Source organism: Vibrio sp. CK2-1, from assembly GCF_021726515.1.
In the GTDB taxonomy this organism is placed as follows: domain Bacteria; phylum Pseudomonadota; class Gammaproteobacteria; order Enterobacterales; family Vibrionaceae; genus Vibrio.
This window is the reverse complement of record NZ_JAKKCJ010000001.1, coordinates 38,443-55,975: the sequence shown is the minus strand read 5'-3', so window position 1 is coordinate 55,975 and position 17,533 is coordinate 38,443. Positions and strand designations below refer to the sequence as shown.

The following is a 17,533-nucleotide window of genomic DNA, read 5'->3' as shown; positions in this document are numbered from 1 at the left end:
AGAATGCCCTATATTTTTAATAAGTTATTTCAATTAAAGGAATTGATCCCTATGAAACCCATTGATGAAGCCTCTCGCGTGTTTGTGAATAACATGGTCGAGTCTGCCATCCGTATCGGTTTGATCTTTATTTTGGTGTGGGGCACGTACCACATTGTTCAACCTTTTATATTACCGGTACTTTGGGGTGCAGTTATTGCTGTGGCGCTGAACCCTGTTGTTAATATCTTAACCACTCGCATAAAAAGTAATCGTACCGTTGCTGCAACTATCGTAACCGTCGTTAGTATTTTGATTTTGATTGTTCCTTTCGCGCTGATCTCGACTTCTATTTATGATGGTTTGATGTATTTGACCAATATGGTGACATCCGGTGAATTAAAAGCATGGACACCAAATGTCGCAATCAAAGAATGGCCTCTAGTTGGAGAGCGAATTTTTGATGGGTTAACCTATTTAACGTTGCACATTAAAGAGCTGGTGGTTGAGTTTCTACCACAGATAAAAATGGTGCTAACGAAAATGCTATCGACCTTTGGTAGCGGACTAGGTAGCTTGATCATGTTCTTATTATCACTGGTGATTGCGGGTGTCTTCATGGCCGCTAGCGAGCCGATTTCGAATGTGGTGACTCAAGTTTTTGAGCGTAGTGCTGGAGATCATGGTAAGCATTGGGCGAATATGTTGGCAAACATTATACGTAGCGTGTTGGTTGGTGTTATCGGGGTAGCGTTTATTCAAAGTGCGATTATCAGTGCCGCATTGTTTACCTTCCATATTCCCGCGGCTGGACTGATTAGCTTATTGGTATTGGTGCTGTGTATTGCTCAACTACCTGCGATTTTACCGTTATTGCCATTGTTTGGTTATATGTACTTCACCGCAGATTTAACCTCATTTATCATTTTTACCGTGTGGGGTTTACTGGCAGGCTTGGCGGATAACGTACTTAAACCACTGCTAATGGGACGTGGCTCTATGGTGCCAATGCCGATTGTCGTGATTGGCTCATTAGGCGGAATGATGTTTGCCGGTATTATTGGTTTATTCCTAGGGGCTGTCGTGTTGTCACTATGGTGGGGCGTATTCACGGTATGGCTCAACACGGAAAAAGCCGAGAGCGAGAGCCTATAAATTAGCTTGAATAGTTCAAGTTTAATCTAAGAAATTAGAATAAACTGCCACTGGTCCCAACTTGGTATCAGTGGCTTTTTAGTTGTAGTAATGAGATAAACCACGGTGAAGTAGATACATCTATAACCGTTTGATTATATTGTGCGCACTTAAACAGAAATGTGCATAAAAGGGCTTTTTTTTTCTCTCGGTTGTGGCATAGTAACTCCCGTCTTCCAAAGACAGCTTACCCAGTAAGCGTGCGTCGTATAATGGCTATTACCTCAGCCTTCCAAGCTGATGATGCGGGTTCGATTCCCGCCGCACGCTCCAAATCTTCTAGCGACACCTTTCAAAAGCTACAGCATTCCAATATAAAGATTTGATAAATAACACTCTTTGTTGAGTGGTTTTGTGTTTCTGTCATTTTGGATTTATTCCCTCCAAATACTTCAGTGGCTAATGGGGCGATCTACTCTCTTTTGGCGTTAAATAAACAGACACTCCCCAATAAACAAAAAAGCCAATAACGACACCGTTATTGGCTTTTGAACTATACCTTAAATGGTTTTACTTTTTAAATGACGTTAACTCAAGTTTAGAGAAAGTCACGCTGTTGTAGTCACCATTTTTCACGTCAGTCGCGAAGTCACCAGTACCTGCACAGCCAGGAGACCAGAAACCATCATCGTCTTTCACGCTACATTGACCGTATGCGCCAGCTTTAAAGTAGAATGAATCTTCTGCGTAGCCACGTGGGTTATCTTTCTCATCTACAGTGCCGTCAGGCTTTAAGTTTTTAGATAGGTCGATTTTATATTCAACCGTCTTGTGGTTTTTCGAAGTGAAGGTTAAGTGCATGATGTTACCTTCAACATCAATAACATAGCTAAACTCTTCACCAAGTGCTAAACCAGCATCTTTAGGATCTTCTTTGTTTTCCCAAGTATTGCCCCAAACTGGGTAGGCAATATCAGTACGGTTTGGATCGTTCTTCTCTAAGTTACGTTCGTAGTTAAAGAATACAGAACCATTTTCATGTCCTGGCCATTTTTTGTAGAAGATTTTTAATGGCTCATTGCCGTAACCAAAGCCAGTTTTAGCTTCGATCATTTTTGGATCTTTGTTCGCGTGAATTTGACCTACCACAACAGAGTAAGCAGGGTATTTATCAGGCTGGTTAGCATGAGTCGCAACATGGTTTACTTTTAATGTTGCTTCAAGTTTGCCGCCAACTGCTGCGTATTTGTCAGCATCAGGGTGAGCAGCAATAGCAAAGTTATTTTCAGGGGCTTTTACGTGAATATCTAAGTTAGTGCCACGTAGCATTTGACGAAGTTCAGAGCGCGCATTCGATGAGCCAGATGTAGTGATGGCTTTATTTTGTACTTGGAAAACCATGTTGCCATCATCATCTAAAAAGAAATAGTCAGGGTTTGAATAGCTAAACATTGCTACCCCTTCAATTTCGTCAATTTTACCGTTTTTATCCCTGTCTTCTGGAACGGTAATTTTCCAGTTCATCATGTCAAACTTGTCAGCAGGTACAGGATCGGCTTGCGCCATCGCGTTTGCTGAACAACCTAGGATAACCGACATGCAGAGGAATTTTTTTAACATTTTCTATCCTTATTTAACGTTATGTTTTAATTGTTTTTTATACTTGGGTACAGATATCTAATTAACGTCTAGATAGTAAAATCTTATAATAATACAAAAGGTGGGGTGGTGAGTTTTGTCACATATTACGGAAGGGAAAATAGCGCAAGATCACTTTTTAAAACTTTTTATTCTCCCTAGCTTACATTTAACTAGGGAGAATAATTTTAATGATGGGATATCTTTATAACCCTCTAATTATTAATGAATTAAACCAAAGAATTTTGGTAAGAATAAGCTTAATGCTGGAATGAAGGTAATCAGCAATAAGGTAATAATTAGCACGCCACAGAATGGCAGAATGGCTCGAATAACTTTTTCAATTTTGACACCACTGACACTACAACCTACGAATAAAGCCGTACCAACTGGTGGGGTGGCAATACCAATACATAAGTTAAAGATAATCATCATGGCAAAATGAATCGGGTCCATACCAAGCTGTGCCGCGATTGGCATAAAGATTGGGGTGAAAATGAGCAGTGCAGGGGTTAAATCCATGAACATGCCGACGATTAATAAAATAAGATTCATTAATAGGAAAATAATGATCGGATTATCAGAAATAGATAACATCCAATCACTAATCATTCCCGGTAGGCCAGTAAACGCCATTGCCCAAGACATGATGGTAGAAGCACCGATAATAAACAGCATGATGCCAGTGATTTCAGTAGTTTCAATGCTGATTTGTTTAATATCTTGCCAGCTGATCGTTCGATAACACAGCGACAAAATAAAAGAATAAAGTACTGCGATACAAGCGCCTTCGGTTGCAGTAAATACCCCACCAATAATGCCGCCGATAACCACGAAGATTAAACCTAAGCTCGGTACGGCTTGCCATACAATAGAGGCCACTTGTCTTAAAGTATGACGCTCGACCGCGTGTTTATCGTAACCTTTACGTTTCGCAATAATGTAAGCCACAACCATGCAGCTTAAGCCCATTAATATGCCTGGAACGTAACCGGCAATAAATAAGGCCGCAACTGAAGTACCACCACTGACCACGGAAAAAACAATCAATGAATTACTTGGTGGAATAAGTAGGCCTGCAGGGCAAGAAGCGACGTTAACCGCCGTTGAGTAAGCCTTGTCGTAACCTTCTTTTTTCATTTCAGGTGCAAGGGTTTTACCTACCGCTGCCGCCGCCGCAACTGCCGAGCCAGATACCGCACCAAACATCATATTGGATAAAATATTAACGTGGGCAAGAGAGCCAGGAAGACGGCCAACTAACAATTTTGCAAAGTTAATCAACCTGCCAGCAATACCGCCTCGGTTCATTATATTGCCTGCCAGAATAAAGAATGGAATAGCAAGCAAACTAAAGCTATCGACCCCGGTGACAATCTTTTGTCCAGCAGTCATTGAAGCAACATCAAAAGGGAGAATGGTGTACATGATCACCAGTGAAGACATCGCAATTGCAATCGCAATCGGCACACTGAGCGCAACCATGGTTAAAAACAGGCATAACAGCCAAAAACCAACAGAAATATCCATATTCGCGGGACCTTAGTGAGATTCTTTAATAAAAGGTTCTAAAATGTTGAGTATTAAATAGAAAACAATTAGAACGCCGGACAAGGGTAAAATAAAATACACGTAGGCCATTGGGATTTGTAAAGCAGGGGAGAATTGCTGCATAGTACGCCCAATTAATGCCCAGCCACCTTTTAACATGGCAAGAGAAACAAAAGATAAAGCAAGGAAGTTAATAAAGAGTTGAAGGGCAGTGTTCCATTTAGGTGGAATATTATCAGCCAATAAAGTAATCGCTAAATGGCCTCTTTTACCAAATAAGTAACTGGCGCCCAGTAGGCCTAACCAAATCATTAAATAACGTGACAATTCATCAGTAAATGAACTTGGATCATTTAAAATATACCGACTAAATACTTGCCAAGTTACTGTGACAACTAAAGCCAGTAATGCAAAACCGCAAAAAATTAATATGGATTTATCTAGGTAGGATCTTATATTTTTAAGCAGAACAAACATGTGCGTTCCTTAATACTATCAAAAGCTGTTTACCCTTAGCCTACGAAGTTGAAACTGCAGATAAGTTGACAGTGTTTTTCACTTATCGCCTCACTGCAGTTCCAATTTTTTGGCTATATTGTTGTCAAAACTTCAATAGAGCAAACATGATAAAAGTACGATGTTGAATTATTGAATCGCTTGGATTTTATCGATGAAGTAGCTAAGTTTTGGATCTTTCTTCGCGTCATCCAGCATAGGTTTTACCTTCTCTTGGAATTTAGCTTTATCCACTTCAACAAACGTTACGCCCATTTTCTTCGCTTTTTCAACGTTAGCATTTTCAGTTTGATCCCAGATTTTAATTTCTTCTTCTAAAGATTCCGCTGCGGCTTCTTTCATGATCTTACGCTCTTCTTCACTTAGATTTGCCCAAGTGTTTTCAGAGATAATGATCAAATCAGGACTCATAGTGTGTTGGTCCATTGAGTAAAATTTAGCAACTTCACTGTGACGCATTTCAACTAAGCTCGACACGTTGTTTTCCGCTGCATCGATAACACCCTGTTGTAAGCCGGTATACACTTCTGTAAATGGAAGTGGCGTAGCTTTAGCACCAAGTAAGCTGATCATTTTCATCATGGTTGGAGATTCTGGAACACGAATTTTCAAACCAGCAAGATCTTCTGGGGTTTTAATTGGTTTTTTCGCATAGAAGCTACGTGAGCCTGAATCATAAAACGTTAAGCCAATGAAACCTTTACCTTTACTTGATTGAAGTAATTCTTCAGCAGAGTCACTACGCATGAATGAACGCATGTGCTCTGGGCTATTAAATAGGAATGGAATCGAGATAACTTTAAAGGTTGGTTCGAATGATTCTGCTAATGAACCATTGATTTTTGCCATATCAATCGCACCCGTCACAACTTGTTCTGCTTGATCACGCTCTGAACCAAGTTGCGCATTTGGGAAGATTTTGACCGTAAGATCCCCGTTCGATTTTTCTTTTACTTTGTCAGCAAAGATAACCATGCCTTTATGGGCTGCGTTGTCTAATGACATTGCATGGCCAAGAGTTAAGGTTTTTGCTGAGGCAGAAAAGTTAGTAAAGAGGGCCGCGATAGCAAGAGGTAAAATCAGCTTTTTCATGTAACGTCCTTATTATGTTGTTGTTTGATATTCAGTCTAGTTATGTAATTTTGTAATACAATAAATAAGGGTTCAGAATTTGACCGGCATCTTACATTTAGTCACATTTGTGATCTGAGTGGAATTAGTACTGAAATACATAAAACCACAATAAATGTATTGTTTATTATTGAGTTAAAAATAGTGTTTAAGTGATGGTTGTCACAACATTTTTATATTTCAATCGAATGACGTCTATTATTGATAGATTTAATTTGTAGTATTAAATTATTTAAAATGTGATCTCGATATGAACAAGTTTATGATTGGCTGCTATTTTATTTGAGCAGGCCAAAATGAGTATGTATCAAAAACTGGCTTGTATCCCTGCTTTACTAAAAGACGTGCTTTGCTAAAAGAAAGCATACTTTTCAAAAGACATGTTGATTCATAAGATATTTTTATTGAGGAAATATTCAGTTGAAAGGGCAGGGGTTAAATATTGATGGACCAATATTTAAGTAGTAATTGAAATATCAATATTCACAATAATTTTAATAAATGGTGAATAGAATGAAGTCATTTGGAAAAACAGCAAAAATAAGCTCATTAGCAGCATTAATTTCGCTTAGCTCAGCTGCCAATGCGGCACAATTAAATATCGTTGAAGCCTCAGACTGGGGTGGCGCTCATAGTAATTATCCAGCGTCTAAAGCGATTGATGGCACAACTCAATGGGAGTCGCGGTGGGCGGCTTATGATTCCGGCAGTGATGTTAACTTGGTGCTGGATCTAGGTGAGGTGAAGAACCTTAACTACATAAAAGTTGCTTGGGGTCGAGGCGACCAATTAAGTAACCGATTTGAGATTCGTACACTTGCCGATGGTTCAAGTAATACTTGGACTAAAGTGTATTCGGGAAATAGCTCAGGTTCATCGGCACAATTAGAAACCTATGATTTTGATGATATTCAAGCTCGTTGGGTTCGCATTAAAGTGTTTGATAATACCGCTGGCAGTGATTGGACCAATATTATGGAGGTTCAGGCCTTTGGTGATGATAGCTCGTCAGGCTCAGGCGGCTCGGGGTCAGGATCTAACTCAGGTGGTACGGACTTTGATCTAGATGCAAGTAAAGCACCTTCTAGCAATTTTGACTTACTAGATTGGTATCTAAGTATTCCTTTAGATGAAGGTGACGGTTACGCAACATCAATTAAAGAAAATGAATTAGCCGCAAGCTATGAAGATGACTTTTTCTACACAGGTTCAGATGGTGGAATGGTCTTCTATACGCCAGTGAAAGGCTATAAAACATCCGAAAACACTAAGTATGTTCGTACAGAACTACGTGAAATGTTGCGTCGTGGTGATACCTCTAAATCGACCAGTGGTGCAGAAAATAACTGGGCGTTCTCAAGCATTTCAAGTAGTGACCAAGGCGACTTTGCTGGTATCGATGGAACATTAAAAGCCACGTTAGCGGTGAACCATGTAACGACAACTTCATCAAACAATGAACAAGTTGGTCGTATTGTGGTTGGGCAGATCCATGCTCAGAATAATGAACCGATTCGCCTGTACTACCATAAGTTGCCGAACAACAGTAAAGGGGCGATCTACTTTGCTCACGAAACATCAAAATCAGATGGTGGCGATGAAACCTGGTACAACTTACTTGGTTCAATGGTGAGCTCTAGTGGTAGCTTAAATTCAACCAGCAATCCATCAGATGGTATTGAGTTGGATGAAACCTTCTCATACGACATTACGGTCAACGGTGACGATTTAATTGTGACGATTAGCCAAAATGGTTCACAGCTCGCACAGAAAACGGTCGATATGTCGGGCAGTGGTTATGATGATGCAAGTAACTACATGTACTTCAAAGCAGGTATTTACTTACAAGATAACACCAGTGAAGACGATGATTATGCGAAAGTCACTTTCTACGAGTTAAGCAATACTCACGACAATTACAGTCATTAATAGAATAGACAAATCTTAAGATAATAAGAGCTTACTTATCGGTAGGCTCTTATTTTTTTATCCGTCTAATGCTGAGAAAGATCACAAAAATGAACTTATTTGTATGATTAATCTTTGTAGGGTTGATTGTGCTGATGCTAGACGAAACAAGGCTTTAACGGCTTTTCGATATTAACTTCCTTGCCTTTTCAGTTGCTTGTAGTTGAATGAAAAGATTATAAATCTACCCACCTCACATTAAGTAATACAATATTAAGTTATAGTTTTTTGCATTAGAGACGCAGTTATTATCTGAATTAGGGAATGTATCTAAAATGAAAAAAGTATATTTAGGATTGGTTGTTGCAGGTCTATTAGCGGGTTGTTCGACAGCAGAACAATCAAACTCTACATCGACAGCCATGGCAGCTCCGACTGCAACCCAAGCAGAGTTAATCAAACAGCTTGATGTCAATAAAGCGCCTGCTGAAAACTTTGACTTATCTAAATGGAAAATTAACTTACCGTACCCAGATGATAAACCAGGGCGTCAAGGTAAGACCATGGAATTATCAAAAGAACAGTTAAACAACCATGTTCCTCCATTCTCACATCCAGATTGGTTCTTTACTGACCCAGAATCTGGCGCGATGGTATTTAGTGTTCCAAACCATGCGGTAACGACGCCAAATAGTAAAAATGCTCGTACTGAGTTACGTGCAATGCTAGGAACAGAATATAAAGCACCAGATAACAACTTTGCGATCGCAGCTAATGACAATGCTGATGAATACGGTTCAGTGGGTGGCCACTTATCTGCAGTCTTAAAAGTAGATTGGGTGAGCACCAGTGGTAATGATTCAAAATCTGGCGCACATGCGGTGGTTATTGGTCAAATCCATGGCTCAAACAACGAACCATTGAAGATCATTTACCGCAAACTACCTAACCACGATCTAGGTTCACTTTCTTGGAACTATGAAACAAACCCAGAAAACAAAGCTGACCGTAAAGACATCAAACACGATGTATTTGGGAAAAATCGCTTAAAGCAATCTGATGCATCACCAGAAGATGGTATCGCACTAGGGGAAGTTTTCTCTTACGATGTCAATGTTGAAGATAACGTTATGCACCTAACATTCAAAAAGAATATTGGTGAGCCGACTGAAATCGTTAAAACCTTTGATATTGATTTAAGCAAGCCGTACCCAGGTGAAGCGAAAGATACTAGCTACGCACAAGATTGGATGTACTTTAAAGCGGGTGCATACAACCAATGTAATACTGGCTCATCTCAATGTACCAACAATGGGATAGAAGCGGGTGATTACACAAAAGTAAGTTTCTACAAGTTAACGCTTGATCAATAGAAGATTTTTAATCCTATGCTCCACTGATTTGCTCTTATAGGTTGAAGTACTTTGCCCCACATTATCGTGGGGCTTTTTTTGCTTATGATTTATCTTGGATGCTAGTTCAAATCTAACCAACGATCATTTTTACGAATGTGGTCGATAATTTGTTGGTACTCCGCGCCTTCTTTAAAACCTTGATACGGTTCTACGTTTTCGCCTTGTAAATCCAGCACTAATTGCTTAGCTAAGTGAGTCCAACTTCTTTGGGTATCATCTTCGATTTTAGGCAGTTCATCCGCAATATGTTGAGGCAATTCAACTTCTACCCATTCTTTGTTTTCACCCCATAGATACAGTGGGCCATTACCATAGTGACCTTTAATGTAAATCGAGCCTTTGCTGCCGTGGAAAACAATATGATCTTCATTAAAGCGTGGAGTTAAGCCACCATGTTTGAATAGAACAGAAACCGGTTGAGCGGCAGGCAGTCGGCTTTCAATCTTGATTAATACCGTATAAGACCACTCTACATTACAATCTTTCCATTCTAGGCTTGGATCATTGATGTCTTTTGGAATGAAATTTCGACGCTCAGTAAAGTTATGTACCCCTGAAACCACAGGCGCTTTTGGCATATCGTTACGGACTTCACCTTGTACCGCTAAAATGTTTTCACCTACTACCGATGTGACAATCGACACCAAGTGAGTGAAGTTATTATTTAAACGACCGCCGCCATTTTCGATGGTATGTGACCAGCCAAAAGGAATGTAAGGGTCGAGATTAAAGTGCGAAATACACTCAACTTCACGAGGTTCACCAATATAGCCTTGAGCCACTAATTCTTTAGCTTGCATGATGTGTGGCATATAACGGAAGCTTGCCGCAAAAGCTGTTTTCACTTGTTTTTCTTCGGCCAATCGATACAACTCTTGCGCCGAATCACCACCTTCGGTTAATGGCTTATCACAAAAAACATGGCAGCCAAATTGGATAGCTTGCTTGATAGGCTCCACATGAGCGCCACCTGGCGTTGCAATCGATACAATATCCGGTTGGCAAGTTTCTAATGCTTGTTGCCAATCGGTACCAAAATAAGGAACGTTAATTTTTTTCGCGACTTCTTCAACGATGTTTGGGGTACGACCCACAATGCCTACCACTTCAGCGCCAGCATCACGAAATGCTTGTGCATGGCCTTGTCCGGCAAAGCCTGTTCCATATACCAATACTTTCAGTTTGCTTGTCATGGAATTCTCCTTAATTCTATTTAAATGCTTGATTACCAGTGCCACAAGGTGCCATCTTCTAAACGGCTTACTGGCAGATATGAACGCTTATAAGGAAACTCTGCGGCTTTGGTTTCATCAAACTCGACACCGAGTCCCGGTGCATCACTAATGATCACCATGCCATTTTCTAGCGTCATGCCATGTTTAAAGATGGTTTTAGATTCTTCATTACCAAACCCAACGAACTCTTGAATGCCAAAGTTATGGGTCGAAATATTTAAGTGCATGTGCGCGGCGAAACAAATTGGAGAAAGATCCGGTGCGCCATGAGGAGCAGTACGAACATTGTAAACGGCGGCAAAGTCAGAGATCTTTTTCACTCCGGTAATCCCACCTGCATGAGTTGCTGCGACGCGAATATAATCAATCAACTGGTTTTGCAGCAGATCTTTACAATCCCATATCGTGTTATAAGTTTCACCTAATGCTAAAGGCGTGGTGGTGTGATGACGAATAAGTTTGTAGTTTTCTTGGTTTTCGGCAATCGACGCATCTTCTAAGAATAACAAGTTATATTCTTCTAACATCTTGCCTAATTTAGCGGATTCGATAGGGGTGAGGCGACTATGGACATCATGTAAGAAGTGAACTTGGTCGCCAAAACGTTCGCGAGCTTTTTTGAATAATTCCGGGACAAGTTTGAAATATTTTGCCGTTGACCATTCTTGCTCGGGCGGTAGTGGACGGTTGCCTTGTAGCTCGAAGTAATCTTTTTTATCGCCTAATACTCCGTAAGTTTCAGATAACCCAGGAATAGCCGATTGCAGTCTGACAGCTTTAAAGCCTTGGTCGATACATTCTTGGACTTTATCCAATGTATCGTCAATATTTTCGCCATTGGCATGAGCATACAAACTGACACCAGTACGGCATTTACCACCTAGTAGTTGATAAACCGGTAGGCCAGCGACTTTACCTTTAATATCCCATAAAGCCATATCAATTGCGGCAATGGCAGCCATAGTGATTGGTCCACGACGCCAATACACACCTTGATATAGGTATTGCCAAATATCTTCAATACTGTGCGCATCACGGCCAATTAAGCAAGGAACAACGTGTTCTTCTAAGTAGGTGGCCACGGCTAACTCGCGTCCATTGACCGTCGCATCGCCTAAACCGTAAGTACCATCTTCTGTGATGACCTTAACGGTGACGAAGTTTCTTCCCGGACTGCAAACGAATACTTTTATGTCTTGAATTTTCATTACTTACCTCGTGAATGATGACGGTAACAGAAGATATTTTGTATTTTACCAAATCGATTTAGTAAATCGGTTTACTTGATTAGAATAAAGGATCCAGATAGGATGTCAAATAACCAAGTTGATCCAGTTAACAAAAAATAATAATGACTAAAATTAGAATGATTGATGTGGCAAATCATGCCAACGTATCGAAAAGTACGGTTTCCCAATACTTTAATGGCCGCTATAGCCACATGTCTGAAACGACAAAAGAAAAGATCCGTATTGCGGTGGAAGCGCTGAACTATGTGCCGAATCCAATTGCACGAAGTTTAAAAAGCGATAAAACCAAAACGATTGGTGTGATAGTGCGAGATATTACCGGCTTTAATACCAGCCGGATCTTACGAGGCATTGATGATTTCTGTAAGCAAGCGGGCTACAACGTTTTAATCTATAACACCGACTTTGATGAAGAAATTGAAAAACGCTCGTTAATGGCATTAAAGCAAATGTGTGTCGATGGCATTATTATTACTTCAACGGGCAAAAATGCCGATTTGATCAATCAATACACTGCCAGTGACTACCCAGTCGTTCAATTCCAATTAGAGTACCAACATTGCCAAACCGATATTGTGCTATCTGATTTTAAACAAGCGGCTAGGAAAGCCACAGAACATTTGATTGCATTAGGTCATAAACGAATTGGCTTTATGACTCAGGACTTTGAATCAAGCATCTCAAGAAAAGAACGCTACTTGGGCTATGTAGAAGCTTTGAAGGCACATCAAATTCCTTTTGATAAGGATTTGCTTAGCATCTGGGATCGAGAATCTGGCTTTGAGGTTTCTCCGGTTGAGCAACTGCATACTAGCAATCCGCCAACCGCATTTTTTACTCAACATTTGGCGATTACTGTCGATTTACTGAAAGCACTCGATGAGCATCAAATTGAGATTCCACAACAGGTTTCTGTATTGGGGTTTGATGAAATTCCGATGGTCGATATGTTTAAAGTGCCAGTTAGTGTCATTCAACAAGACTCTTATCAACTCGGTGTTGAATCGGCGAGCTTATTATTAAATCGATTAAATGAATCATCTGATTCGGTGGGCTATAAAAAAGTGGTGGTGCCATGCCGATTAGTCGAAAGAGCTTCTATTCAAAAGAATTAGGCACTTTGAAGCTAGTGGCTATAAAACTAGTTATCAATAGATAAAAAAAAGCCCTGACAGGGGAGTCAGGGCAAAAAAATCATTCGGGGTGAGAATGATAAGATTTTGTACTTAGGAAATACAATTACTTTATACCCAAGTGTCTTGGGCAACTTTAAACTAGTTTACTTTTGCTACTGCATCTTTAACTAATGCACCTAACTCATCCCATTGCTCGTTATCAATAAGAGAAGTTGGAACCATCCAAGTGCCGCCACAAGCAAGTACCGCTGGGATAGATAGGTAGTCATCAATGTTTGATAAGCTTACGCCGCCAGTTGGCATAAATTTCACTGGGTAAACAGCGGTTAATGCTTTCAACATGCCAACGCCACCAGATGGCTCTGCTGGGAAGAACTTAACGGTTTTAAGACCTAATTCCATTGCTTGCTCAACTAGGCTTGGGTTGTTAACACCCGGAACAATTGGCATGTTCTTTTGTTGACAGTATTTAACCGTCGTTGGGTTCAAGCCTGGGCTTACGATGAAATCAACGCCAGCTTCAATAGCTTGATCAACTTGCTCAGGTGTCAAAATTGTACCCGCGCCAATCAGCATCTCAGGGTACGCTTCACGCATTGCTTTGATTGAACCTACAGCAGCTTCGGTACGGAAAGTAATTTCTGCACAAGGCATGCCGTTTTCCATTAATGCTTTCGCAAGCGGAAGGGCGTGTTCAACTTTATTCAGTGCAATCACTGGAATGACTTTTAAGTCAGCAAGTTGTTGATCTAAGTTAGACATTTTTAAATCCTTAAATTTTATAAACTGGTCGTTAATCGACCAGCTTTTAGAAGCTAATATTTACAAGCCAATGTCAGGCATGGCTTCACTTGGAATAATCGCGCCTTGATGTTGGATAACAGTGCCAGCTACTTTGTGACCTGATAGGGCAGAGTCTTTCGCGCTGTGACCATTTAAACGTCTAGCTAAATAACCCGCACTGAATGAGTCACCTGCGGCAGTCGTGTCGACTACGTTATCAACCGGTTTAGTTGCAACGTATTGAATGCTGTCTTCTTCTACAACAACACAATCTTTGCTGCCACGTTTAATCGCAATCTCTTTAACGCCTTGGCCTTGAGTACGAGCAATACATTGTTCGATATTGTCGTCACCAAAGAGGTCTTGTTCATCATCGAATGTCAGCAAGGCAATATCACAGAATGATAGTGTTTTAAGATACGCTTGTTGCGCTTCTTCAACCGATTCCCACAATTTTGGACGGAAGTTATTATCAAAAATCACTTTGCTGCCATTGGCTTTCAATTTACCAAGTAGTGTGAACAACTGCTCACGACCTTGCTCAGTCAAAATAGCTAATGTGATACCACTTAAATAAACCGCATCGAAGGTTGATAATGTTTCGATCAGTTGAGCGCTCTCAGCTTGATCAAACATGTATTTCGCAGCGGCATCATTACGCCAGTAGTAGAAGCTACGCTCACCAGTGTCATCGGTTTCGATGTAGTACATACCGGGTTGCTTGTTTTCAAAACGAAGGATGTGTTGAGTATCAATCGCTTCTTTTGACCAGCTATCAATCATGTTTTGGCTAAAGCCTTCACGACCAAGTGCGGTAATGTAGCTTGTTTTAATAGCAGTATGTTTGGTTAGGCGAGCAAGATACAACGCAGTATTAAGCGTATCACCACCAAATTTTTGCGTTAGGAATTCGCCTGATTTTTGCAGTTCAATCATACATTCGCCAATTACTGCAATATTGAATGTTGTCATTTGTTCACCTAATCCAAGCTGTTATTTTAAGAAATCTTCACGTACTGGAGAGAATACATCCAGTAATACGCTGCCTTCTTCAAGAGCAACTGCGCCGTGCATAAAGTGTTTACGAGCAAGGTATGCATCGCCTTTTTTCAGCACTTGTTTAACACCGTCGATTTCTGCTTCAAAGCTGCCTTCAGCAACATAACCAATTTGGTCATGGATATCATGGCTATGAGGTTCACCAACGGCACCTTTTTCGAAGTGAACGTAAACGGCCATAAGGTCATCAGTATAGCCAACAATCTTACGCTTAATACCGCCGCCTAAAACTTCCCATTCGTTTTCGTCAAATTTAAAAAAGTTGCTTGAGAATATGCTCATGTGTCCTCTCCAATGTATTTTTTTATTCATTTCGATTTCAATTGATAGATACATCATAGCGTAAAAATCAATTTGTAATACAATAAGCCTAGCTGTTCGTGACCTAAGTCAAATAAATTCTTATAATTCTACTATCAACAATGAGGCTTATGCATGAATTATCAAGGTTTGAGGCTAGATAGCCTACAGTGTTATCGTTGTTTATTAATGTGACTCATATCTTCGTTTAGTAAAAACAAAGATGAAATTCAAGCCTTATTGTATTACTTTTAACGTAATTAGTTTAATTAGATTTTGTATTGTCGCTTGAGGTTTAAGATGAAAAATGAAGTATCAGCTGTACTGCTTAACACTGCAGAAGTGAAAGCGTTGCAGAAAGAAGTGGGCCGTGACAGTTTGATGGGTAAAACCATTGCGACCATTAAAAAAGATGTCGATGCCTTTATGGCTCTGGGTTACGACGTACCTGGACATGGTGAAGCGGGTGGTTATGAACACAATCGCCATAAGCAAAACTATAACTTTATGAACCTTGCAGGTCGTCTTTATCTCGTAACGAAAGAAGAAAAATACGCTCGCTTTGTGGCTGAGCTTTTAACTATTTATGCCGACAAATATCTGCAATTTGATTTTCATGTACAAAAAAACACCAATCCAACCGGTCGTTTATTCCATCAGATCTTAAACGAACACATGTGGCTAATGTATTCTAGCTTGGCGTATTCTTGCGTGAAAGGCTTTATGTCGCTGACAGAGCGCAATCACGTTGAAAGCAATTTATTCCAGCCTATGCTTGAAATGTTTACTGTGAAATATGGCCATGACTTTGACCGTATTCATAACCACGGTATGTGGGCGGTTGCTGCGGTCGGGATTTGTGGCTTAGCGATTGATAAACGTGAATACCTAGAAATGGCCGTGTTTGGTTTAGATAACTATAATGCTGGCAAAAAAGAAATGGGCGAGTGTGGCTTTTTAGCACAAATCTCTAAATTGTTTGCACCTTCTGGTTATTACATGGAAGGCCCTTACTACCACCGCTTTGCGATCCGTCCTTTATGTGTATTTGCAGAAGTTCTGCACCGTCACATGCCTGAGTTAGACATTTATAACTTTAAAGATAAAGTGATTGGCAATACGGTTCAAACGCTACTTGCCACCGCTTATCCAAATGGTGAATTCCCAGCATTGAATGACTCATCTCATACCATGGGTATTACTGATATGGGCGTACAAGTTGCGGTGAGCTTATACAGCAAGCACTACGGCCTAGATGATAACTTGCTTGGTATGGCAAAAATTCAAAACCAAGTATGGATGCATGCTTGTGGTCTAGAGTTATCTCGCGCCTTTGAAAAAGCACAAAATGAGCGCCCGAACGATATTGGTTTGCCATTCTTCCCAAGCGTGGAGTTAAACGAAGGCCCAGAAGGTCACAATGGCGCGCAAGGTTTTATTCGCATGCAAGATCAAACCAAAGATGTGTTCCAACTAGTCATGAACTATGGTCAACATGGTATGGATCACGGTCACTTTGATACTTTAGGTATTAGTTACTTCAACCGTGGCCAAGAAGTATTACGTGAATATGGTTTCTGTCGTTGGGTGAATGTTGAGCCTAAGTTTGGTGGCCGTTACCTTGACGAGAATAAATCGTATGCCCGTCAAACGATTGCACACAATGCCGTAACGATTGATGAGCAATGCCAGAATAACTTCTCAATTGATGAAGCGGATATGGTTCATGGCTTGCCGCACTTCTTTAAAGTAGAAGACGCAAAAGTAAATGGCATGAGTGCGTTTGCTAATGATCATTACCAAGGTTTTGACATGCAACGTAGTGTATTCATGCTAAAACTCGATGAGTTAGAAGCGCCGTTGTTACTCGATCTATACCGTTTAACATCGGAAGACGACAAGGCACATCAATTTGATTACTCACACCAATATGACGGTCAAATTGTTCGCACTAACTTTGAATATCAAGCCAACCAAGAATTAGACACACTAGGTGAAAACTTCGGTTATCAGCACCTATGGAATGTGGCAAGTGGTGAAGTGAAAGGCAGCGCTTTAGTGAGCTGGCTACAAAATAATACTTACTACACTTGGTTAGGCACTAGCTCCAACAATGATGGCGAAGTGATCTTCACACGCACAGGTGCCAATGATCCAAGCTTCAACTTGCGCAGTGAGCCTGCCTTTATCTTACGTGCTAAAGGTCAATCAAGCTTATTTGCATCTGTATTAGAAACGCATGGTTACTTTAACGAAGAGTTTGAACAATCGGTGAATGCTCGTGGTCAAGTTCAAGACGTACGTGTGGTTGCCCATAACGAAGTTGGCTCTGTGGTAGAAATTGAAACGCAACAATCGGTGGTTACTTTTATGGTAAGCAATCAATTGGCTGCGACAGATACCACTGCGCATCAAGTTTCAGTCGATGACAAAACTTATCAATGGAATGGTTTCTATTCATTAGAAGTACAAGGTAAATAATACCAATCCAAGTCATC

General features: G+C 40.4%; 14 protein-coding genes and 1 tRNA gene. 6 read left to right on the top strand and 9 right to left on the bottom strand.

Annotated features, from left to right (window positions below):
* Positions 1-51: 51 nt before the first annotated feature.
* Positions 52-1,134, top strand: a complete 1,083-nt coding sequence (locus L3V25_RS00210) for an AI-2E family transporter (RefSeq protein WP_237293525.1) — start codon at positions 52-54, stop codon at positions 1,132-1,134.
* A gap of 237 nt (positions 1,135-1,371) precedes the next feature.
* Positions 1,372-1,446 (top strand) — tRNA-Gly (locus tag L3V25_RS00205).
* 237 nt (positions 1,447-1,683) lie between these two features.
* Here the strand turns inward: L3V25_RS00205 and L3V25_RS00200 are convergent.
* The 4 genes from L3V25_RS00200 to L3V25_RS00185 form a co-directional block, all read right to left on the bottom strand.
* Positions 1,684-2,733, bottom strand: a complete 1,050-nt coding sequence (locus L3V25_RS00200) for a polysaccharide lyase family 7 protein (RefSeq protein WP_237293524.1) — start codon at positions 2,731-2,733, stop codon at positions 1,684-1,686.
* A gap of 240 nt (positions 2,734-2,973) precedes the next feature.
* Positions 2,974-4,281 carry a TRAP transporter large permease gene (locus L3V25_RS00195; RefSeq protein ID WP_237293523.1) on the bottom strand — a complete coding sequence of 436 codons (1,308 nt, stop codon included), beginning with the start codon at positions 4,279-4,281 and terminating at the stop codon, positions 2,974-2,976.
* 12 nt (positions 4,282-4,293) lie between these two features.
* Positions 4,294-4,779 carry a TRAP transporter small permease gene (locus L3V25_RS00190; protein WP_038149496.1) on the bottom strand — a complete coding sequence of 162 codons (486 nt, stop codon included), beginning with the start codon at positions 4,777-4,779 and terminating at the stop codon, positions 4,294-4,296.
* 168 nt (positions 4,780-4,947) lie between these two features.
* Positions 4,948-5,910 carry a TRAP transporter substrate-binding protein gene (locus L3V25_RS00185; RefSeq protein WP_237293522.1) on the bottom strand — a complete coding sequence of 321 codons (963 nt, stop codon included), beginning with the start codon at positions 5,908-5,910 and terminating at the stop codon, positions 4,948-4,950.
* 552 nt (positions 5,911-6,462) lie between these two features.
* Here L3V25_RS00185 and L3V25_RS00180 point away from each other — a divergent pair.
* Positions 6,463-7,878 (top strand): polysaccharide lyase family 7 protein, encoded by a 1,416-nt coding sequence (locus tag L3V25_RS00180; RefSeq protein ID WP_237293521.1) that lies wholly within the window; start codon positions 6,463-6,465, stop codon positions 7,876-7,878.
* A 314-nt stretch (positions 7,879-8,192) separates the two neighbouring features.
* Complete coding sequence (locus tag L3V25_RS00175) at positions 8,193-9,230, top strand: polysaccharide lyase family 7 protein (protein ID WP_237293520.1); 1,038 nt, start codon at positions 8,193-8,195, stop codon at positions 9,228-9,230.
* Between the two features lie 101 nt (positions 9,231-9,331).
* Here the strand turns inward: L3V25_RS00175 and L3V25_RS00170 are convergent, their stop codons facing one another.
* Together L3V25_RS00170 and manD are read right to left on the bottom strand one after the other, a co-directional pair.
* A complete protein-coding gene (locus L3V25_RS00170) occupies positions 9,332-10,465 on the bottom strand; it encodes a Gfo/Idh/MocA family oxidoreductase (RefSeq protein ID WP_237293519.1) in 1,134 nt (377 codons plus the stop codon).
* Positions 10,466-10,497: 32 nt separating this feature from the next.
* Positions 10,498-11,715: a D-mannonate dehydratase ManD gene (gene manD / locus L3V25_RS00165; RefSeq protein ID WP_237293518.1), complete on the bottom strand. Its 1,218-nt coding sequence runs from the start codon at positions 11,713-11,715 to the stop codon at positions 10,498-10,500.
* Positions 11,716-11,858: 143 nt separating this feature from the next.
* Here manD and L3V25_RS00160 point away from each other — a divergent pair, with 143 nt between their 5' ends.
* On the top strand, positions 11,859-12,872 hold the full coding sequence (locus tag L3V25_RS00160) for a LacI family DNA-binding transcriptional regulator (RefSeq protein ID WP_237293517.1): 1,014 nt from the start codon (positions 11,859-11,861) through the stop codon (positions 12,870-12,872).
* Between the two features lie 159 nt (positions 12,873-13,031).
* On the opposite strand, the gene L3V25_RS00155 is transcribed toward L3V25_RS00160, so the two are convergent.
* Genes L3V25_RS00155 through L3V25_RS00145 form a run of 3 tightly spaced genes read right to left on the bottom strand, consistent with a single transcriptional unit; the run spans position 13,032 to position 15,017 of the window.
* A complete protein-coding gene (locus tag L3V25_RS00155) occupies positions 13,032-13,655 on the bottom strand; it encodes a bifunctional 4-hydroxy-2-oxoglutarate aldolase/2-dehydro-3-deoxy-phosphogluconate aldolase (protein ID WP_237293516.1) in 624 nt (207 codons plus the stop codon).
* Positions 13,656-13,715: 60 nt separating this feature from the next.
* Complete coding sequence (locus tag L3V25_RS00150) at positions 13,716-14,648, bottom strand: sugar kinase (protein WP_237293515.1); 933 nt, start codon at positions 14,646-14,648, stop codon at positions 13,716-13,718.
* Between the two features lie 21 nt (positions 14,649-14,669).
* A complete protein-coding gene (locus L3V25_RS00145) occupies positions 14,670-15,017 on the bottom strand; it encodes a cupin domain-containing protein (protein WP_237293514.1) in 348 nt (115 codons plus the stop codon).
* Between the two features lie 318 nt (positions 15,018-15,335).
* On the opposite strand from L3V25_RS00145, the gene L3V25_RS00140 reads away from it, so the two are divergent.
* Positions 15,336-17,516: a heparinase II/III family protein gene (locus L3V25_RS00140; RefSeq protein ID WP_237293513.1), complete on the top strand. Its 2,181-nt coding sequence runs from the start codon at positions 15,336-15,338 to the stop codon at positions 17,514-17,516.
* Positions 17,517-17,533: the final 17 nt, after the last annotated feature.